This window comes from Paenibacillus sp. 276b (assembly GCF_900107875.1).
GTDB lineage: Bacteria > Bacillota > Bacilli > Paenibacillales > Paenibacillaceae > Paenibacillus > Paenibacillus marchantiae.
In genome coordinates, this window is sequence record NZ_FNRR01000001.1 from 73,736 (window position 1) to 93,548 (window position 19,813).

At 45.6% G+C, this 19,813-nt stretch carries 19 protein-coding genes and 1 other RNA gene; 11 read left to right on the forward strand and 9 right to left on the reverse strand.

Annotated features, from left to right (window positions below; all coding sequences use genetic code 11):
* Positions 1-54: 54 nt before the first annotated feature.
* The 4 genes from BLV50_RS00375 to BLV50_RS00390 form a co-directional block, all read right to left on the reverse strand.
* Positions 55-1,416, reverse strand: a complete 1,362-nt coding sequence (locus BLV50_RS00375; RefSeq protein ID WP_090807411.1) for an MATE family efflux transporter — start codon at positions 1,414-1,416, stop codon at positions 55-57.
* 204 nt (positions 1,417-1,620) lie between these two features.
* Complete coding sequence (locus BLV50_RS00380; RefSeq protein WP_090805137.1) at positions 1,621-2,802, reverse strand: putative glycoside hydrolase; 1,182 nt, start codon at positions 2,800-2,802, stop codon at positions 1,621-1,623.
* Between the two features lie 161 nt (positions 2,803-2,963).
* Positions 2,964-3,152: a hypothetical protein gene (locus BLV50_RS00385; RefSeq protein ID WP_170867818.1), complete on the reverse strand. Its 189-nt coding sequence runs from the start codon at positions 3,150-3,152 to the stop codon at positions 2,964-2,966.
* A gap of 175 nt (positions 3,153-3,327) precedes the next feature.
* On the reverse strand, positions 3,328-4,140 hold the full coding sequence (locus tag BLV50_RS00390; protein WP_371121400.1) for a YitT family protein: 813 nt from the start codon (positions 4,138-4,140) through the stop codon (positions 3,328-3,330).
* A gap of 314 nt (positions 4,141-4,454) precedes the next feature.
* Between BLV50_RS00390 and BLV50_RS00395 the strand changes: the two genes are divergently transcribed.
* From BLV50_RS00395 to BLV50_RS00410, 4 genes are all read left to right on the forward strand, one after another.
* Entirely contained in the window at positions 4,455-6,044 is a 1,590-nt protein-coding gene (locus tag BLV50_RS00395; RefSeq protein WP_090805140.1) for a degradosome RNA helicase CshA, read from the forward strand.
* Positions 6,045-6,227: 183 nt separating this feature from the next.
* Complete coding sequence (locus BLV50_RS00400) at positions 6,228-7,064, forward strand: YesL family protein (protein WP_063564798.1); 837 nt, start codon at positions 6,228-6,230, stop codon at positions 7,062-7,064.
* Positions 7,065-7,115: 51 nt separating this feature from the next.
* Positions 7,116-7,307: non-coding RNA, 6S RNA (gene ssrS / locus BLV50_RS00405), on the forward strand.
* Positions 7,308-7,493: 186 nt separating this feature from the next.
* Entirely contained in the window at positions 7,494-7,886 is a 393-nt protein-coding gene (locus BLV50_RS00410; protein ID WP_024629239.1) for a DUF1499 domain-containing protein, read from the forward strand.
* Between the two features lie 73 nt (positions 7,887-7,959).
* Here BLV50_RS00410 and tpx read toward each other — a convergent pair whose 3' ends face one another.
* Positions 7,960-8,478, reverse strand: a complete 519-nt coding sequence (gene tpx, locus BLV50_RS00415) for a thiol peroxidase (protein WP_063564797.1) — start codon at positions 8,476-8,478, stop codon at positions 7,960-7,962.
* Between the two features lie 148 nt (positions 8,479-8,626).
* Here tpx and BLV50_RS00420 point away from each other — a divergent pair, with 148 nt between their 5' ends.
* Together BLV50_RS00420 and BLV50_RS00425 are read left to right on the forward strand one after the other, a co-directional pair.
* A complete protein-coding gene (locus tag BLV50_RS00420; RefSeq protein ID WP_063564796.1) occupies positions 8,627-9,253 on the forward strand; it encodes a rhomboid family intramembrane serine protease in 627 nt (208 codons plus the stop codon).
* Positions 9,254-9,323: 70 nt separating this feature from the next.
* On the forward strand, positions 9,324-10,235 hold the full coding sequence (locus BLV50_RS00425; protein ID WP_024629242.1) for a glutamate biosynthesis transcriptional regulator GltC: 912 nt from the start codon (positions 9,324-9,326) through the stop codon (positions 10,233-10,235).
* Positions 10,236-10,269: 34 nt separating this feature from the next.
* Here BLV50_RS00425 and BLV50_RS00430 read toward each other — a convergent pair whose 3' ends face one another.
* Positions 10,270-10,950 (reverse strand): zinc metallopeptidase, encoded by a 681-nt coding sequence (locus tag BLV50_RS00430; RefSeq protein ID WP_063564795.1) that lies wholly within the window; start codon positions 10,948-10,950, stop codon positions 10,270-10,272.
* A 29-nt stretch (positions 10,951-10,979) separates the two neighbouring features.
* Positions 10,980-11,408 (reverse strand): MerR family transcriptional regulator, encoded by a 429-nt coding sequence (locus BLV50_RS00435; RefSeq protein ID WP_063564944.1) that lies wholly within the window; start codon positions 11,406-11,408, stop codon positions 10,980-10,982.
* A 354-nt stretch (positions 11,409-11,762) separates the two neighbouring features.
* Between BLV50_RS00435 and BLV50_RS00440 the strand changes: the two genes are divergently transcribed.
* From BLV50_RS00440 to BLV50_RS00450, 3 genes are read left to right on the forward strand one after another with little or no spacing between them, the layout of a single operon-like run.
* Entirely contained in the window at positions 11,763-13,163 is a 1,401-nt protein-coding gene (locus BLV50_RS00440; protein ID WP_063564794.1) for an ammonium transporter, read from the forward strand.
* Positions 13,164-13,196: 33 nt separating this feature from the next.
* A complete protein-coding gene (locus BLV50_RS00445; protein ID WP_371121402.1) occupies positions 13,197-14,291 on the forward strand; it encodes a DUF294 nucleotidyltransferase-like domain-containing protein in 1,095 nt (364 codons plus the stop codon).
* On the forward strand, positions 14,288-15,025 hold the full coding sequence (locus BLV50_RS00450; RefSeq protein WP_063564793.1) for an exonuclease domain-containing protein: 738 nt from the start codon (positions 14,288-14,290) through the stop codon (positions 15,023-15,025). The genes BLV50_RS00445 and BLV50_RS00450 overlap by 4 nt, the downstream gene beginning before the upstream one ends.
* On the opposite strand, the gene BLV50_RS00455 is transcribed toward BLV50_RS00450, so the two are convergent.
* The gene (locus BLV50_RS00455; protein WP_063564792.1) at positions 15,011-15,499 is read right to left on the reverse strand and encodes a M67 family metallopeptidase; all 489 of its coding nucleotides are present in this window, start codon (positions 15,497-15,499) and stop codon (positions 15,011-15,013) included. The two genes, BLV50_RS00450 and BLV50_RS00455, sit on opposite strands and share 15 nt — an antisense overlap.
* A gap of 185 nt (positions 15,500-15,684) precedes the next feature.
* Here BLV50_RS00455 and BLV50_RS00460 point away from each other — a divergent pair, with 185 nt between their 5' ends.
* Entirely contained in the window at positions 15,685-16,236 is a 552-nt protein-coding gene (locus tag BLV50_RS00460) for a TlpA family protein disulfide reductase (RefSeq protein ID WP_090807412.1), read from the forward strand.
* Between the two features lie 94 nt (positions 16,237-16,330).
* Here the strand turns inward: BLV50_RS00460 and cimA are convergent, their stop codons facing one another.
* Positions 16,331-17,950 (reverse strand): citramalate synthase, encoded by a 1,620-nt coding sequence (gene cimA / locus BLV50_RS00465; protein WP_072732306.1) that lies wholly within the window; start codon positions 17,948-17,950, stop codon positions 16,331-16,333.
* Between the two features lie 547 nt (positions 17,951-18,497).
* Between cimA and BLV50_RS00470 the strand changes: the two genes are divergently transcribed.
* Complete coding sequence (locus tag BLV50_RS00470) at positions 18,498-19,802, forward strand: DNA polymerase IV (RefSeq protein WP_090805145.1); 1,305 nt, start codon at positions 18,498-18,500, stop codon at positions 19,800-19,802.
* Positions 19,803-19,813: the final 11 nt, after the last annotated feature.

A 19,813-nucleotide genomic window follows, 5' to 3' on the forward strand; every position in this document is an offset into this window, starting at 1 on the left:
AAAGAGCACAGTCCCGATTTACAGCGGGCTGTGCTCTTTTTTGTTATACTTCCATTATTTATTTTCAGCCATACGAACCGAGGCTTGCTTCTGCACAAGGAACAACCTCCAGAGAAGCGCCGTTGCTCCAACGGCGAGGCCGGCAATGAGTCCAACCCAGTATCCAAAGGCACCGAGTGAAGTATACGTAGCCGTGATGTAGCCGACAGGTAGACCGATGATCCAGTACGCGACAAACGTTATGATCAATGCAGGGTTCACATCCTTGTAGCCCCGAAGTGCTCCCTGCGTTGGGGTGGCAATGGCATCAGAGATTTGAAAGAAGACGGCGTAAATCAGGAAATGCTGTGTCAAAGCAATAACCTCGTGATCATTCGAGTACACGCCTGCAATTTGTTCCCCGAATACCAGTAATACCACAGCTGTTAACAGAGAGAGCCCAATGGCACCTCCGATACCCAGGAGACTATATTGCTTTGCGTCTCTCACACGCCCTGCACCCGCCTCATAGCCCACAAGAATTGTAAGGGCCATACATATACTCACAGGCAGCATATACAGCGTAGAAGCGAAATTCAGGGCTGCCTGGTGGGCAGCAATCGTAATAGTGTCGAACCGGCTCATTAATAATGTGACTGCTGCAAAGATGGAAGTTTCAAAAAAAGTAGCGAAACCGATGGGAACGCCGATCTTGAGCAGCTCTTTCCATTTGGTCAATGAAATTTTGGGCATTTTCCGAAAGATACCATATTGGGCAAAGGGCTCAATCCGGTGTACGAAAAAGAGGCTGAGGAGAAAAATGAGCCAATATGTACTTGCTGTAGCCACACCTGCTCCAACACCTCCCAGTTGTGGGAAGCCCCAACGTCCGAAGATAAGTAAATAGTTCAGGAAGATGTTTACTGGCAGCGAAACCAGCGTAATCATCATGGTGATCCGTGTCTGTCCCAGTGCATCCATAAAACTCCGCAGCACAGTGTAGCCGAAAAGGGGGATAACCCCAAAAGCCAAAGCACACAGGAAATAGAAGGCGACTTGGGCAACTCGGGGCTCCAAAGGCATTCCGTTTAGAATCGGACTGAGCAGCAATGTGCCTGCTGCAAGAACGGCGATTCCGACCGCCACACCGAGATATAAGGCTTGAATGACGCTATGACCAATCTTGTCATTACGCTTCGAACCGAGCAGGTGGGAGACGACAGGTGTAATGCCAATCAGAATACCACTTAGTCCTGTCTGCACCGGCAACCACAGACTTGTGCCAATGGCGACACCCGCGAGATCAGCAGGGGAGAACTTGCCTGACATATTGGTATCGAAAAACGACATGGCAGAGAGGGCGATTTGTGTGGTGAAGATGGGTAGAAATATAATCAGGAATTGCTTTACTTTTTGAGAAAAGCTGGTGGTGGTCATGTTCACTGGCAGTGCCTCACTTCTTAAGAGTTATCACTAAACTGTCATGTACGGACAGCTATTTATTGTAGTAGATTTTGCCCGATTTGAATAGGGAGGGGAACGTGGTTGTGTGGAAGGTAAGGTTGAGAGCATAGTAAAAAACCTCGTTCCAGAGAATATGGAACGAGGTTATTGGAGTAAAGTGAACAAAAAAAGAGTGCATTATTTATAGTTTACATCTGGTGTATATCGATTGGAGGCATTCCAGAGCAGGTACTCATCCACATCCATGTCTTTCATCGCGCGAATTTGGTCCTCTACCTGTTTTTTGCCGTATTTGATGTAATGTCCACTGCCTAACCAGCTCGCTGTAAAGTCCTGAATCCATGGGCGGATAACGGGTTTCAGTTCCTTGGTTGGATCCAGTTTCTTATGTGTATCTTTCATGGAGCCTTTGATGGTTGTATAGGGATCTTTGTCAGGGTCCTTCACACCGTACCAGCCGGTGGAGTAGTGACTTGGGTAAACCATCGGCGAGATGACATCCACGTTTTCAGATATCTTCACAAAATCCTGTCCAATACCCTCGGCTGCTGGAACAGAGGCGGCGTAACCGAATATATCAACCGAGACTCGAACACCCAGCGGTGCGAGCTCCTTGCGTGCATACTGCACGAATTCGGCTACAATGTCGACCCGGGACTTTTCAGACTTGGTGTATTTCAATGCGTCTGCACGCGTTTCAAAACCTTCCGGAAAACGAACATAGTCGAACTGGATTTCCTTAAATCCCAATTTAGCAGCTTCCTTGGCAATCTCTATATTGTAATCCCATACTTCCTTGCTGTAGGGATTCACGAAGCTGTCGCCTTTACCATTGGCCCATACAGAACCGTCCTTATTGCGGAAAGAGAGCTCCGGATTTTTCTTGGCGAGAATCGTATCCTTAAATACTACCACTCGTGCGATCGGGTAAACATCATGTTTTTGCAGACGTTTCATCAAGGCATCAATATCACGGATAAAAGGCTGAGATTTGCCCATTTCCTGTAACGTCTTGTTCTCCGTAGGGTAAGTTATGTATCCGAGATCGTCCTTGATATCAATGACCATGGAATTGAGCTCTGTGTTATCCATTAGATCGAGTAATGATGTCATCCGTGCACCACCGGCGCTGTAAGCCGTCACATAGATGCCTTTGACAACGGGTGCATCGGGTTGTGGGTCAATTTTGGCAGGTGGGTTATCCGCATCAATAACGACTTGATCTTTTTGAGATTGAATGATGGCGGTGTTGAAACTGTTTGTTAATGATTGAAAGGGTTGATTCCCTTGATCAGCTGTAGCTGGTGTACCACTGAAGGTTCCCCAGGCCATAGCCAGTAAAGCCCAAAACATGTTCATTCATTTCCACTCCCCTATGTGCATTCCATGTTTGAATTATACAATAAAGCCTCTGGGCTTTTAACCATATTATTCAAGTGATGAAACACATGGGGAAAATGAAAACCGCTTCCTGTTGAGGGGTAACCCCCACAAGAAGCGGCGTGATCAATCTAAAAAAATTATTGAATGTAGATCTCATTTTGATGCTCACAAATACTGTACTGAATGATTTCCATTGCGTCTCCCTGTTCCAGGATGCCCAGCCCATCCCGGAGAACAATCAGTGAGTCGAGCTCATTCGGTTTTAAGAAAGGGAGCATTTCCGGGCACCATTTGTTGACGATTTCAAACAGTTTTACCGTTTCCATATCCACAATAATCACCCTTCCCTACTCGAATTCCAAAATGGTAAGTCATTCGGCGCGATTCGGAAAAGCACATGGTTCTGTGAAATTGAAGGGCACATTCTGCTATACAACATATTTAGGAGCCGTACACCGTTATTATACCACAATGTTTAGAATTGTTAACCGTACATCTGTCTCAACTTCGGCGGAAAGAGCCCATAACTCCAACCGTTTCCACAATATTAACAAAGGCGTTCGGATCCGTTTCCTTGATAATTCGTTTGATTTCAACGAGTTCGTAGCGAGTAGTCACTGTCATTAACATGTCCTTTTCGATGTCTGTATATGCTCCCTGGGTTTTGATTTTGGTGACCCCACGAGGGCGAACAAGCAATTTTTTCAACATCGCTTCGGTTTCATTGGTAATAATGTACAATGTGACTTTGACATGGCTGATATGAATCAGATCCAGCACTTTACCGGTGATATAGATCGATACCATGGAGGCAAGCGCGATATTCCAGTCATCATTCAGATATCCTGCCAGCATAATAATGGCTCCGTTCATGCCAGCCATTACCGTACCAATCGGGAAATCACGATTACGGGTGAAAATGGAACCAACAATGTCCAGCCCGCCCGTCGAGCCGCCGACTCGGAAAGAAACTCCGGTACCCAGTCCCACTAACACGCCGCCAAATACACAGCTCAGAAGGGGGTCTGTTGCCACAGCAAAAACAGGCAGAAGCGCGATGAACCATGAAGTGGCTGCTACCGAAACAATACTTAATGTAATGAAGCGTCGTCCAAGAATAAACCAACCTGCAATGAGCAGAGGGATGTTCAGAACAAAATACATTATACTAAGATTCAAATTCGTAAAATAGCCGAGAAGCATGGAAATACCGGATACCCCGCCGCTAAGAAGCTGATGGGGAACCAAAAACCAGTTGAAGCCGCAGGCAATAGCTGCAGCACCCAATACGATCACTAAAAAGTGCCAAATCATTTTGGGCAATTTAATCACCTCATTTATATTTAAAGCCAGATTGCTGGTAATCTTGAATTGTTTTGTGATATAATAATTTGTGGATATTCTTGAGTAGGAAACTTTTCCTAAATGGAGCAATAAAATTTTGAAATGTTTCAAACACATGTATGTAGTTTTAGTCTTATGTTTGGGACCCATTCATGGAATTATATTCGTTCGTGAAAATAATTTGGCTTGATGGGATACCCTATAAATATTAACGCTACTTAAGAATACAGACAACAAAGTGGATTGTCCACCATGTCCACCATATAAAAGGAGCATGAATAATTTTGACAAATTTAAATTTCACAGATTTCAATCTTGAACCACTGGTGCTGCAAGCCATCACTGAGCTCGGGTTTGAAGAAGCAACACCGATCCAATCCAAAGCGATTCCTTTGGCACTCGAAGGCAGAGATTTGATTGGTCAAGCACAAACAGGTACGGGTAAAACAGCTGCATTCGGTATTCCGTTGATCAGCAAAATCACTAAAAGTGACGAGAAAATCCGCGCCCTCATTATGGCACCTACACGTGAACTTGCAATCCAAGTTGCTGAAGAAATCGAAAAACTCACTCGCTTCAAAGGTCTGCGCTCCCTGCCAATCTACGGCGGACAAGATATCGTTCGTCAGATTCGTGCATTGAAAAGAAAACCACAGATTATTATTGGTACACCTGGACGTCTCCTTGACCACATCAACCGCAAAACAATCAAACTTGATGATGTACAAACTGTTGTATTGGATGAAGCAGATGAAATGCTCGACATGGGTTTCATGGAGGATATTCAATCCATCCTGAAACAAGTTCCAGACGAGCGCCAAACAATGCTGTTCTCAGCAACAATGCCTCCTAACATTCAAAAATTGGCACAACAATTCTTGAACAATCCTGAGCACATTTCTGTGATCCCGAAACATGTTAGTGCACCATTGATTGACCAATCTTATATCGAAGTACCTGAGCGTCAAAAATTCGAAGCACTTAGCCGTTTGTTGGATATGGAATCTCCTGAGCTGGCGATCGTATTCGGACGTACAAAACGTCGTGTTGACGAATTGGCTGAAGCTTTGCAAAAACGTGGATATTCTGCAGACGGTCTTCATGGTGACTTGTCCCAGAATCAACGTGATGCGGTAATGCGTAAGTTCCGTGACGGCAGCATTGACGTTCTCGTTGCAACAGACGTGGCTGCACGTGGTCTCGATGTATCCGGCGTAACTCACGTTGTGAACTTTGACCTTCCGCAAGATCCGGAGAGCTATGTTCACCGTATCGGCCGTACAGGTCGTGCGGGTAAAGAGGGTGCTGCATGGTCTTTCGTTACTCCGCGTGAGATCGACCACCTGCACTTTATCGAGCGTGTAACACGTCACCGTATTCCGCGCAAACCACTGCCAACAATGGCTGAGGCTGTAGAAGGAAAACAACGTTTGACAGCTGAGCGTTTGCTCGAAATCGTACAATCTGGCGAACTGAACGAATACAAAGGTATCGCGATTCAAATGCTTGAGCAATATGATTCTGTTCAACTGTTGTCAGCTGCTCTGAAGCTCCTGACAGGTGACAAAAAAGATGCTCAAGTTGATCTGACTCCTGAAGATCCGATCCGTGCAAAACGTCGTAAACCGGATGTTCGCTCTGGCGGACGCAAACCATCTGGTTACAGCGGCAACCGCAGCAGTGGTGGTGGCGGTAGTTACAACCGTGATCGCAACAGCAGTGGCGGCGGACGTGGTGGATACAACCGCGATCGTAACAGCAGTGGAACAGGAAGTGGAAGTGGAAGCAGAGAAGGTGGTTACAACCGTGACCGCAAACCGCGTCCAAGCAACAACGAAGGACGTCGTCCTGCCAAAGATTCTTCTTTCGAATAATATACAAGTGTGAACTGGAAAATGGGGCAGGGCGACTGCTCCATTTTTTTATGTGCAGATTATGCCAAACCAGTGAGCCGTCGATCTCTTTTCGGGAAGGGCTGGCTTTTCCTATCTATAATAAGGTATATTAATATTATTAGAATTAAGGCTAGACGCAAGGCTGCGGAGGAGGAGAATTGTTTGGAATTTAAAGGAGCTATGGGTGGGATCTACCGACTTACAGAGTGGATTACGAGACTGGCCGCAACCAATCTGTTGTGGGCTATTTGTTCGTCTCCGTTCTTGTTTTTCTTGTTTATGAAACTGCTCGTGATGCAGCAGAACCTGGCTAACGAATCACTACAAATGAACTGGGCTATAGCCATTGTGGCACCGCTTACACTATTCCCGGCAACGTCGGCGCTGTTTACGGTTGTTCGTAAATGGAATATGGGTGATACGGACGTGCCGATCTTCCGTACTTTCTTTGTAGGTTACAAAGAGAACTACAAGCAGAGTTTAATCGGAGGCATCTTCTATACGTTGCTGTTTGCCATCATGTATCTGGATTACACAGTATACATGACACAATTCAAGAATATGCAGCTGGTTGGAATTATTATGCTCGTACTGTTGCTGCTGCTGTTTGTTTCTCTCTTTAACTTCTTCTCGATGGTTGTACATTACCACATGTCCATCGGATTGATTATCAAAAATGCGGTTCTATTGACGCTGATTAGACCATTCCGTGTATTTTCCACGTTGTTGGGAAGTGGATTGTTGTTCTATATCGGTTTTCGTTATCCGGTCTTGTTCATCTTCTTCATTATTAGTATTGTTGCCTGGTTTGCTTTCTTCAACTTCTACGCAACGTTTAATAAGATGCAGGAGCAGATGGAGAAGATGCAGCTGAAGAAAGAAGAAGAGGAAGCTGCACAAGCCGCTGAACAGGCAGGGGAGTCAGTTGAGACGATAGAGACGGCTGAACCATCTGAGCTTAAATCATCTGACGAAAAACACGATAATCTCCAAAAATAAAACATGAGCTGTCACCATTTACTTTTTACACAGTTAGGGATATAATAATTGTACATCCTGCGATGTACGTTTCGGTTATTCGTTGTTTTGAACCAATGATGATGTCTTCGGGAGATCAATACAGAATGTTGCTGAAACGCCCTGTCTATATGACATGGGGACTTCAAAAAACATTTTTGCGGCCACCCACCTGCCAAGCAGGTTCATAAGACAATGTAGCCGGACGGCATAGGCGGGTTCCTATTTTATCATGTACAGCACCCTGACTCTTTCCTCTAATCGAGGAATTTCAGGGTGCTTTTTATTTGAGCTTATTTTGTTGAATAGGCTGTATTTTGTTAAAAGTGTCGCTTGCCCTTTTGTTACTACATGAACAATGTTACACTAGTATACATAAATGGAACGGTTACATTCAAAGGAGGAAGGGTCTTGACCTTAAAGAGAACGCTCGTCGGTATCATCCGCAGCATGGAGGGAACCAGCGATCGAGCCAAGGATCCCAAATTAAAAACACGGTATTATAACTTATCCAAAGACAGAGCCTGGGAAGAGGTTTCTTCGACACTCAAAAAAATTCCGGGTTATAAAGTGCTGCATGAAGTGCCTTCTGTAGGAGAGGTCATACTGGAGAAGCGGACTACCTTTGGACGGACGATGGATATTACGGTTTCCATTATATCGGTAAGTCCTGTACGCAGTGCGGTCGATATGTATTCGGCTTCACGTGGTTCACTTGGAGATCTGGGTTCTAATTATCGCACGATCATGAACTTGTTCTCCGTATTGGATAAGAAGCTAAGTAAGTATAAGTCAAATGATTGAAATAGATGGGTGAATAACAAAAAGCGAGAGAAGGTTAACCTTCCTCGCTTTTGTTCTGAACGTGAACTACCTTTTACAGCAAGGCTTTTACAGCGGAAATCGCTTGCTCGAAGTTAGGGGAGTCTGTCATTTCAGGCAGATATTCCACATATGTAATTCGGTCTTCAGCATCCAGCACGAAGATGGAGCGCATGTCCAATTGGAATTCTTTGATCAGAACACCATAGTCTTCACCGAATGAACGTGTTTTGTAATCAGACAGTGTTACGACGCGATCAACTCCGGCTGCTCCACACCAGCGTGCTTGTGCAAATGGGAGGTCAACGCTTACTGTCAATACGACAACATTGTCTCCAAGATCTCCTGCTTCAACGTTGAAGCGACGGGTTTGGGCATCGCATACGCCAGTATCCAGTGAAGGAACAACGCTGATTAATTTGATTTTACCTGCGAAGTCTTTCAAGGATGCATCTTCAACCAGGTTTTTACTCAGTGTAAAATCGGGTGCTTGATCGCCCACTTTCAATTCGGGTCCGATCAATGTAATAGGGTTGCCTTTAAAGGTGGCTGCGCCTGTACGTTCTTGTGCCATAATAATGTTCCTCCTTATAAGTTGGTGATCCGTGCCAAAATCCATTATAATCTTTTATGAAAGGCATTGTCCAATTCGGACGAAGGATCATTAGAATGGGTCAGACTTACAGGCCGATCTGAACAGGGTGGAGTGAAAGCAGAAACTTATGATATTTATAAGGTATGAGAACTGGAAAAGTTATTTGAAATTTTTTCCTTTGACGTCGATTCTTTTAATTGCCAATGTTGTTATGTTTATTGTATTGAGTTTGAACGGTGGTTCCACAAACAGTATGACGCTGCTTAAGTTTGGAGCGCTTGTTAACCACGAGTTATTTGCAGCAGATTGGTGGCGTTACATTACGTCCATGTTCTTGCATGCTGGTTTCAGTCATTTGTTGTTTAACAGCTTTGCTCTCATCGTATTTGCACCACCAATGGAACGGCTGCTTGGGTCGGTAAGATATGGTGTGTTGTACTTGGGTGGAGGCATTCTGGGCAACATTCTGGCTGTTGCGTGGTATAACTCGGTTGGAGCGACGACAATCTCGGTGGGTGCTTCAGGAGCAATCTATGCAATCTATGGTGCGTTTCTGTATGTAGCTTTGTTCCAGCGGACAATGATGGACGAGACCTCACGTAAAACGTTGTATACACTGCTTGTATTCGGAATTATTTTTTCCTTTGCCATGACAGGCATTAACTGGATGGCGCATTTGGGTGGGTTGTTAGGTGGATTCTTCATTTATGGACTTCTCATCCGCTTGTGGAAACCCCGCAGCTTTAAGCAGTAGTCGGATTGATCTGAAGACGGAATGCAATCAAGGATAAGTAGGGTATAGCAGATTGGAGAGATCAGTGGCAGTGGAATTAAGACAGTTGCATTACTTTTTGAAAGTGGCACAGAAGGAGCATGTTACGCAGGCGGCGGAGGAATTGCACGTAGCGCAGTCTGCGGTGAGTCGTCAGATTCATCAGCTGGAGGAAGAACTGGGAGTAGACCTCTTTATGCAAAAAGGGCGAAATCTGCAGTTGACCGCCGTTGGGCAGCTCTTTTGCAAACGGGTTGAAGGTATATTGAAAGATCTGGACAAAGCGGTCGGGGAGGTTCATGAGTTTCTCGACCCGGAGCATGGTGAAATTCGTATCGGTTTTCCTCATAGTCTCGGTATTCACTTGATTCCTTCGGTTGTAGCAGCGTTCCGTCAGCGTTATCCTAACGTCAAATTCAGATTCAAGCAAGGCATGTTCCCAACGCTCATTCGTGATGTGTTATCGGCTGAAGTGGACTTGGCATTTATATCTCCATTTCCGGAAAAGCACGACCAGGTAGATGGTGACATTGTGCTTACGGAAGAACTGCATGCAATCCTTCCGCCCAATCATCCATTGGCTGGTGAAGAGAGCATTGCGTTAGAGCAACTTAAAGATGATAAGTTTGTATTATTCAGTAAAGGGTATTCTCTGCGTCCGATTGTTTGGCACGCATGTCTTGAAGCAGGGTTTACGCCCAAGATTGCTTTTGAGGGTGAAGAGACGGATACCATTCGTGGGCTGGTTGCCGCTGGTATGGGAGTGAGTTTACTGCCAGAAATGGCCCTTTTCCAGACGAATCCGCTGCAACCGGCACATGTAGCCATTTCTCATCCCAAAGTCACGCGTACGATTGGGTTGATCCATCGAGCGGATGACAAGCTTCCGCTTGTTGCGCAGTCATTTCGTTCATTCTTGCTTAATTATTTCGGTTTACAGCAAAACAATACCCCATCCGATTAACGGTGGGGTATTGTTTTTTTGTTTTTGTATTGAATTAGTCGCGGCTATTGAAAATTCCGATGTAACGAACCAGTTCCAGCAATGAGATTAACGCTGCAGCGACGTAAGTTAATGCTGCGGCATTCAATACTTTGGCGACGCCTCTTTCTTCTTCGTTCCGGATATAACCTTCCGATACCATAATCTCTCTTGCGCGATTACTAGCATTAAACTCAACCGGCAACGTAATGAGTTGGAACGCAACGGTTACGGAGAAGAAAATAATACCAATACCGACAAGGTTCATTGCATTAAAGATGAATCCGGCAATGAGCAAGAAGGGCGCAAGTCCAGATGCAAAGTTGACGATCGGGAAAATCCGGTGACGTAGTGCCAACATTGGATAACTTTCCTTGTGCTGGATCGCATGGCCAACTTCGTGACACGCAACGGAGACAGCTGAGATTGAATTTTCATAATATACAGGCTCAGACAACCTTACGACACGATTGATTGGATCGTAGTGATCGGAGAGTGCTCCACGCACGGGTTCAATAGGGACGTCGTGTAGGCCATTGGAATCAAGCATGTGACGGGCAGCATCGTAACCGGTCATTCCATTCAGGTTTTTAACATTAGACCAACGATTGAATGTACTCTTAACGCGAAATTGCGCCCATAAGGAGAGCAAAAAGGCGATAATGATCAAAACGAACATACCGTTATTAAAACTCATATTCATTCCTCCGCTTTCTAAATAATAAGCTACATCATGGTGTTCTCAAGCAAGATTTTCAAAGCTTCCATCGTACCAGCACTTTTGGTGAGCAGTCCGGCCATCATCTTGCGTGCTTGTACAGGTTTCATCTCGCCTAGCAGCGGTTTAAGCTCATTCACCTCTCGCTCCAGCTGTTGCACGTGGAGCTCCAATGTTGTCAGTTTGCTGGCAACCTGTTCTTCCGTGCTCACCAGACTCCACTTCTCAAGAGATTGTTTAATCTCGTCGAGACTATATTTCTCTTGTTTCATGTGTACAATACGTTCGAGCCTGGTTAAAGTTTCATTACTATAAAGACGATAGTTTTTTTCTGTGCGCTCTTCAGGAGCGATGAGACCGAGCTTTGTGTAATAATCAATCGTCCGTTCGCTCACACCTGCAGTTTTGGCAAGTTCGCCAATCCGAAACAATTTCATATCCCCAATGATATTCACCTCGCTTGCAAGTTCAAATGTAGGGAATTGTAGATTCCAGTTGCGGCTTTGCATAACCCGCCCAATTTTTTTCTTACTATTAGTTATGATACATGATCTTTAACCATACAGTCAAACGTTACGCTTTGGCGGCTGTCAAGCTGCGTTTCTATATCTATGTACTCATGGGACATGATTATGTACTTAAGTGCAAGAAAAAGACGTATGACTTTATTCCCAGAAATATTTTTCAATTTTGCTGAAAATACTCTTGTCAACTTTCCTGTCTTCTGCTTATAATGGCATTAAGAGTTTCACGATATGTGAAGAAACTTAACATAAGAGGGAGTGGGGTATATGAGAAAGAAATGGTTGGTTTCGGTGTTAATAATGCTTACTTTATTGGCTTTCCCGGTCAGCGCATTTGCAGCTGCGGAGGGGCCGACTAACATCGAACTTCAAAGCGGTCTGAACTCAGCCTTTACGTTTCTGGCTGTTGTGCTGGTTTTCCTGATGCAAGGGGGATTTGCTTTACTTGAAGCGGGTTCAACTCGAATGAAAAACGCAGGACACATTGCGGGTAAAACAATCCTGACATTGGGAATTTCAGTTATTGCCTTCTGGGCTCTAGGCTTCGGTCTTGGTTTCGGTAATGGTAACAGTTTCTTCGGAACAACCGGATTTTTCCTGAGTGGGGACGGAATGGCTGCTTCGTTCGAATCACTGGCCTTCTCTGATGTTCCGCTAACAATCAAGTTTGTATTCCATCTTGCCTTTGCAGCAGTATCCCTGGCCATTGCCTGCGGTGGTATGGCTGAACGTGCAAAGATGAGTGTATATATCGTTTTCGGTACGCTGTACACCATTATCATGTATCCGGTTGTTGCTCACTGGGTATGGGGCGGCGGCTGGTTGGCTGAGCTTGGTATGCAAGACTTTGCAGGTTCGACGGTTGTCCACTTGACAGGTGCAACTGCCGCACTGGTAGCTACCATCTTGTTGAAGCCGCGTATCGGAAAATATAACAAAGATGGTAAACCTAACATCATTCCAGGTCATAACCAAGTTTATTCTGTACTCGGTGTAATTATCCTTTGGATCGGTTGGTTCGGTTTCAACCCAGGTAGTACATTATCTGCCATGGGTGATGGATTCTTCGGTTATGTAGCATTGACTACAAACGTAGCTGCGGCTGCTGGTGGTGTTGCAGCACTGTTGATCTCATGGGCTGTATTGGGTAAATCTGATATTCCTAGCATGCTGAACGGGGTGCTTGCGGCACTCGTTGCCATCACAGGTGCTTGTGCTTTCGTTGAACCATGGGCAGCGCTGGTTATTGGTGCTCTGGCAGGTATTATCACATTCTTCACTGCTCAATTCTTTGAGCGTAAAGGAATTGATGATCCAATCTACGCCTTCTCTGTACACGGTATTGCCGGTATGTGGGGAGCGATCTCCACAGGTTTGTTTGCAACACCAGAACTGGCTGAGAATGCAGGCGTAGGTCAAGCGGGTCTGTTCTATGGTGGCGGTTTCCACCAACTGGGCGTTCAGCTTCTGGGTCTGGCAGGCGCATTTGCCTTCGTACTGATTATGTCCTTCATTATTCTCGGTGGTATGAAAGCTATCATGGGAATCCGTGTAACGGAAGAAGAAGAAACGATGGGTCTGGATTTAAGTGAGCATGGTACTTACGGGTACCCTGAACAAATGAAAAATGTAGAAACTAAATCCAATGGCGGTACGTTCAGCTCCTAAGAGGAATGATTGCTGAATCATGCTTCAAGGAGGCTGGACATGATGGAACCCATCCCGTATATAAATCAATCCTGGTCCTATCAGGGAATAGATGGTGCGGCATCTTCTCAAGAACTGCGCCAGGCACGTGTGATATTGCAGAATGAGCTCCAGGAACTGTTGTCCGCTTCCTTGTCGCCGATTGAATGGTACCAGACGGTAAATGAACTGCATGACAGGGTTGCTCGGCGGGCAGTAGAGTTATGCATCCAGGGGATGGTAGAGGAAGGCTTAGGCCGACCTCCCGTCCCCTATGCCTTTATCGTATTTGGCAGTTCCGGCAGGCAAGAAGCGACGTTATGGAGTGATCAGGATAATGGCATGATTATCAGCGATACCCCGGATGAGGGGAAAGAGGTATATTTTGCCGAACTTGGACTTCGAATGACCGATATGTTGGAGGCACTTGGCTACGCCAAATGTGAAGGCAAAGTGATGTGCTCGGAGCCTTTATGGAGGAAAACGCTGGAGTCATGGAAGGAACAACTGAAAGCATGGGGATCGGACCTGTCATGGGAGCCGGTTCGCAATCTGATTATCGCTTCAGACATGCGTTTTGTTGCAGGTGAGCCACAGCTTGCGGAGGAATGGATTTCTGCATTTTACGAAGGATTCAGATCGGTTCCTGAGCTTTCTGATGCTGTGCTGCGCAATACCGTTAAACATAAGGCAACACTGAACATCCTCGGAAGGGTAGTGACCGAACGATTCGGTGAACATGCAGGTGGATTCGATGTGAAATACGGCTTGTATATTCCGCTGGTGAACAGTGCGCGTTTTCTGGCTTTACAGCACGGTATCAAAGAAACGTCCACGCTCAAGCGGATTCAGAGATTGGTATCACTCGAAGCAGTTCCGCTTACTTTGCTGGATTCAGCTCAGCGAGCCTTTATGACGGCTTTGAAACTGCGACGCAGTACACCCGTTGTGATGAAACAGGGGTTACAGCATAGCGGTGGTTTCCTAAATGAGAGACAGTTGAAGGAAAAACAAATGCTTTATGAACTCCGGGATACGTTAGGGTTGGTGCGGCGAGTACATCGTGCGCTGCAAAGACAACTTCGTTTTGCAGAAAGGAGACGTCCATGAGAGAGCCGGCAAGGGGCAATACTGGATTCTGGAATTCGCTGCGCCAGGGAGGGGTTCCTTCCGCCATCGCTTCCATAATGGGAGCCCCTACGGCGCAACATATGGCGTTCATCCGTTCGATGATGAGAGAACAGCGCAGACCCGAGGTACTGCACACACCCTTGAACGAATTGAATGCTGTCGTATTCGATCTAGAAACGACGGGCTTCTCTCCTCAGCATGGGGATGAGATCCTTTCCTTTGGGGCGGTGCGTATTAATGGCGGTGTGATGTTGGAGAATGAGCAGTTCTATACGTTGGTTCAGTCCAAAGTCTCCGTTCCGGAACATATTACTGAATTGACGGGAATTACTCAGGAAATGACGATGCATGCTCCGTCGTTGCTAGAAGGCTTGCATGACTTCATGTCTTTTGTTGGCGGGAGTGTACTGGTTGCCCATGCAAGCGCGCATGATCGGGCTTTTCTGAATGCGGCCTTGTGGCGGACATCCAAAGTAAGGTTAACGCACCGGCTCATCGATACGATGATGCTGGCACGTTGGCTAGAACCAAACAGGCCGGGCTATGGTCTGGATGAATTGCTGGAATCCAAAAGCATTCCGATCTATGGACGCCACCACGCTTTGGAGGACGCCAAAATGACTGCACAGTTATGGTCCTGTTACCTGGAGGATATGTCTCGCAAAAATGTAGAAACATTGGGTGATCTGTACACCCAGTTAAGTCACGCATAGCTGGGCGGGCTGTAAGCTGTATGATTGGACATGGCTCATTCCAATGCTTGAATCAACATTTGAATGAATTTGATAACCATTTAGAAGCATCTTTGATTGTGTACCAGTTGTCTGATCAGGCGAGCCTATAAAATATACCTGGAGTAGTCTGGCGAAAATCGGTAGGTTACGCAGATCCTCATTGGAAGGTACGGGAGTGGTTCGGGGGTGGGAGTGAAAGAGTCCGATAAGTTGTGGCTCATTGAACACACACCGGATCCATTCTGCATCATCCAATGCAAAATGGTGCAGCGGGTCAGGCGCTACGTTACGAATGGGCTGAAACCGACTGATTCGTATGCCGCCCGCTGCGGCTTCACCCAGCACAACCCCGCAGGTTTCCTGTGGCAGTGAAGCGAACATGTACTTAGACATCTCCTGTTCTACGGAGGAAGGGATGTATAAGGTGTTTTGCTGCCCGTGAAGTGCTGCCATTTGTATTCACCCCTCTCTCTTTGGCTCCTGCTTCGGCAGGAGTCCTTTTTTTATTTTATTTTGTGTGACTCGGATTGTAAAATTTTAAAGGAAAAGGGTACAATATGAAAGAGATCTTGAAATATCTCACATGTTAGAAGAGCGTGAATCTCAATATGTTTGATTATACAAAAGGGTGGCTGGTCATGAAACGAAATATATACATACTGCTGGGTGTTGTTTTGCTTGTTGGCATTGCTTTGGCCCAAAATGCAGATAACGGAATCGCAGCCGTGTTTAAGCAAGAGGAGCCAATGCCGACGGAGACGGGGCCTAAAGCGGGTTTACTGGCACCAGCATTCTCTTTGAAAGCCATGGATGGGAAAACCTACGCTGTAGGTGGGGCCAAGGAAAAGGCCATCTTCGTCAGTTTCTGGGCATCCTGGTGTGAACCGTGCAAGCAGGAAGCTCCTGCGCTCAATACATTAGCAGCGAAATACAAGGATAAACTGGATCTCTACGGTGTGAATGTAACTACGTACGATAAAATCAGGGATGCCAAAGCTTTTGTAGATGAATACAAACTGACGTTCCCTATTCTGCTCGATGAAGACGGAACAGCATATGCCAAATATAACGGTTTAGCTTTTCCAACGAATGTACTGATTGATTCCCGAGGAGTCGTTCAGGAAATTATCTTGGGGATTTTGCCTGAGAAAGAGTTGGAGCGCAAAATCAAGGAGTTAATTGAGGATTAACCAAGCAAGAAGCTAGTCAAGCGAGAAGCAAAAGCGCCTGTCATCCAATGTTTTTTGGAGACAGACGCTTCTTTTATTTTCCGGGAAATATGCATTAATGGTTGCTTAGTCCGTGAGCAGGGATGTTGACTACGCCAGGCTCGTCCTGCAATTTTTCTTGAAGAAGGGCATAACGGAAACTGTGTACGAGGGCTTCCCAGCTCGCTTCAATCACGTTCTCGGATACACCGACTGTATTCCACGTGTTTTCCGTGTTTTTAGATTCAATTAATACACGAACCTTTGCGGCAGTAGCATCTTTCTCATCCAGAACACGTACTTTATAGTCGGACAGATGCATGTTGGCAAGGGAAGGGAAATACTGCACAAGTGCTTTCCGAAGTGCGTTATCCAGTGCATTAACCGGACCGTTGCCTTCAGCTGCGGTATACGCACTTGTTCCGCCTACGTTAAGTTTAACAAAGGCTTCCGAAACAACAGACTTGCCAGCCACTTTTTCAACAAGCATCTTGAACGATTCAAAGGTAAACAATTCTTTCATGTCACCGTTGGCTTCACGAATCAACAATTCAAGAGAGGCATCGGCGCCTTCGAACTGATAGCCCTGATGTTCCAGATCTTTGATTTTCTCAATGATCTGACGTGAGTTGGCACTGCTTGGATCGAATTCAAGACCCAGTTCCTGTGCTTTGGACACAATGTTACTTTGTCCTGCCAGTTCGGAGACGAGCACACGCTGTTTATTACCAACCAACTCAGGAACGATGTGTTCGTAAGTTCGGGAATCACGCAAGATGGCAGAGACGTGAATACCGCCCTTGTGAGCGAAAGCAGCATTTCCGACATAAGGCTGGTTGATTGGCATATTTACGTTGGCAATCTCACTGACATAACGGGCAACATTCGTGAGCTGTCTCATTGAATCCTCAGAAACGCACTCATATCCAAGCTTCAGTTGCAGGTTAGGGATAATGGAAGCCAGATTAGCATTACCACATCTCTCTCCATAACCGTTCATCGTACCTTGCACCTGTCTGGCACCAGCTTGTACAGCGCTTAAGGTGTTGGCTACAGCAAGTTCACAGTCATTATGTGTATGAATGCCCAGATGGGCTTGCGGAAGTCGTCCAGCGAGAGTGGACACGATCTCGTACACTTCATGCGGCATCGTTCCACCGTTGGTGTCACACATTACAAGCCAGTCCGCTCCAGCTTCATGGGCTTTGGTCAATACAGCCTGTGCATATTCTGGATTGTTCTTAAATCCATCGAAGAAATGCTCTGCATCAAAAATGACTTCCATATCGTTTTGTTTCAGATAGGCAATGGAGTCGTAGATCATCGACAGATTTTCTTCCAAAGTAGTCTGCAAAGCAGTGTGTACGTGGAAATCCCACGATTTTCCTACCAGAGTCGCTGCCTGAGCACCGGATTCAATCATGCGCTTCAAGTTGGCGTCTTCACTGGCGATGCTACCTTTACGACGCGTACTACCAAAAGCGACAACCTTCGCGTTCAGGTTCAGTTCCTTGACTCTTTTGAAAAACTCAATGTCCTTGGTGTTGCTGCCTGGAATTCCGCCTTCAATATAATGAGCACCCAGGTCATCGAGCTTCTTGGCAATTTTGAGCTTGTCATCTGCCGATAAGCTGACTCCCTCCCCTTGTGTGCCGTCACGTAAAGTCGTATCGAAGATGGAGATGGCCTTTGACATGAAGATCCTCCTTTAAGATGAAGCGCTTTTTTTAGAAAGTTTAATGGTGTGTTTAAAAAACATATGGGCATGTTGGTGACGAATCCTTCGATTCTGTACCGCTACACTGTATTAAATTCAAAGTGTAGATTTGTCCTAAAATCGTGAATTTGTATAATTAATTATTATAGCACCATTATCGCCAAATGCTACATCGAATTCACCATTTGGTGTAACAAATGATGGATTGTAGAGTTAAGTGAGCTGTAAACGTAGTCTTGTAATATGTTATGCTTCATCTAAATACAAGTATTCCAGGATTGCATAGGGATTCAAATCCTGTCTTTATAAATGGAGGGAAGAGGATGCATTTTGTGTGGGAGAATACAATTATTTCATTCATTATAATTGCTATTATCGTCGTTGCCGTGTGGGGTATCATTCGATCGATCGTTAAATCTGGCCGATAATAAGGGGATATAAATGATTTTTACATAAGGGAATTTGATATAATAGAGTAGAGATTGCATGTAACGGAATTGTGTATACGAAAGGGCGGTGGTGGATCATGTCTTCAGAGCAAACGCATAACAACATTAATGTAGATCGATATTATCCTACCGCCGGACGAGTGATTTTGCATGTCGATATGAATGCTTTTTATTGCTCTGTACATGAAGCCGAGGAACCGGAATTATATAGAGGAAAAGCGACGGCCGTTGCTGGCAGTAGTGAAGTGCGCAAAGGTGTCATTGTAACTTGTTCTTACACGGCACGAAGCAGGGGTATTTCCACAGGTATGGTCGTTCATCAAGCATTGAAGAAATGTCCTGACTTAATTGTGATTCGTCCGGATTTTCATTTATATCGTAGATATTCGAAAGAATTCATGAAAATAGCTTACAGCTATACACCATTGCTTGAAGCGACCTCAATCGATGAGTGTTACCTCGATATTACGGGGTCCAGACAGTTCGGTACACCGCTGGAGATTGCGGAAAGTATTCAGACCAGAATCCGGGATGAGCTGGGGATGCCCTGTTCGATCGGAATTGCACCCAACAAGCTGCTTGCCAAGATGGCCTCTGATTTGAAAAAGCCTAATGGCATTTCGATTTTGCGGATGAGGGATGTACCTCAGATTTTATGGCATAGACCTTGCAACGAGATGTTTGGGATTGGCAAAAAGACAGCGGAAAAACTGAAGAAGCTGGGCATTGAAACAATAGGCCAGCTGGCCAAATCAGACGAGCGGATGTTAACCGATGTGTTTGGTATTAATGGTTCTTGGTTAAAAAATTCAGCAAACGGCATTAATCATTCTGCAGTTCAGGCTGAACGTGAAGCGAACAAATCGATCGGACACACAACAACGCTGCCTGCGGATATATCTGAAATGGATGATGTACATCGGGTGTTGTTGAATATAAGTGACCAGGTTGCCAGGCGGTTGCGCAAGCACGAAATGCTCAGTCAGGGCATTCAGATTACGATTCGTACACCGGATATGAAGACGATTACGAGATCACGGATGATGGAAGTGCCTACTGAAGATGCATCCATCATATACCGGGAGGCCTGTACTTTATTTGCGAAACATTGGCGCGGCGGGAAGCCTGTTCGTATGTTGGGTGTGACCCTCCAAACGCTGATTCCACGTGAGGAGTCAGCGATACAGCTTGATCTGTTTGAATATGAGCAGAAACCGAAGAAGGAAAACCTGATTCGCATTATGGATCAGTTACGTGACAAATTTGGTGAGAATGCTGTCGTTACAGCTGGCATGCTGGGGGATGATCCTTCCGTATTACTGCGCAATCATAAAGTCCGGGGAACATCGCTGCAAAAAGATAATTTGCAAAGTCTTGATTAAATAGGGCATAA

What these genes read in the sequence shown, in the direction of transcription:
- BLV50_RS00380 (WP_090805137.1), bottom strand. Translation starts at nt 2,802, where the DNA reads ATGAACATGTTTTGGGCTTTACTGGCTATGGCCTGGGGAACCTTCAGT.
- tpx (WP_063564797.1), bottom strand. Translation starts at nt 8,478, where the DNA reads ATGGCACAAGAACGTACAGGCGCAGCCACCTTTAAAGGCAACCCTATT.
- BLV50_RS00450 (WP_063564793.1), top strand. Translation starts at nt 14,288, where the DNA reads ATGAGAGAGCCGGCAAGGGGCAATACTGGATTCTGGAATTCGCTGCGC.
- BLV50_RS00375 (WP_090807411.1), bottom strand. Translation starts at nt 1,416, where the DNA reads ATGACCACCACCAGCTTTTCTCAAAAAGTAAAGCAATTCCTGATTATA.
- BLV50_RS00430 (WP_063564795.1), bottom strand. Translation starts at nt 10,950, where the DNA reads ATGAGTTTTAATAACGGTATGTTCGTTTTGATCATTATCGCCTTTTTG.
- cimA (WP_072732306.1), bottom strand. Translation starts at nt 17,950, where the DNA reads ATGTCAAAGGCCATCTCCATCTTCGATACGACTTTACGTGACGGCACA.
- BLV50_RS00440 (WP_063564794.1), top strand. Translation starts at nt 11,763, where the DNA reads ATGAGAAAGAAATGGTTGGTTTCGGTGTTAATAATGCTTACTTTATTG.
- BLV50_RS00420 (WP_063564796.1), top strand. Translation starts at nt 8,627, where the DNA reads ATGATATTTATAAGGTATGAGAACTGGAAAAGTTATTTGAAATTTTTT.
- BLV50_RS00455 (WP_063564792.1), bottom strand. Translation starts at nt 15,499, where the DNA reads ATGGCAGCACTTCACGGGCAGCAAAACACCTTATACATCCCTTCCTCC.
- BLV50_RS00435 (WP_063564944.1), bottom strand. Translation starts at nt 11,408, where the DNA reads ATGAAATTGTTTCGGATTGGCGAACTTGCCAAAACTGCAGGTGTGAGC.
- BLV50_RS00460 (WP_090807412.1), top strand. Translation starts at nt 15,685, where the DNA reads ATGAAACGAAATATATACATACTGCTGGGTGTTGTTTTGCTTGTTGGC.
- BLV50_RS00390 (WP_371121400.1), bottom strand. Translation starts at nt 4,140, where the DNA reads ATGATTTGGCACTTTTTAGTGATCGTATTGGGTGCTGCAGCTATTGCC.
- BLV50_RS00470 (WP_090805145.1), top strand. Translation starts at nt 18,498, where the DNA reads ATGTCTTCAGAGCAAACGCATAACAACATTAATGTAGATCGATATTAT.
- BLV50_RS00385 (WP_170867818.1), bottom strand. Translation starts at nt 3,152, where the DNA reads ATGGAAACGGTAAAACTGTTTGAAATCGTCAACAAATGGTGCCCGGAA.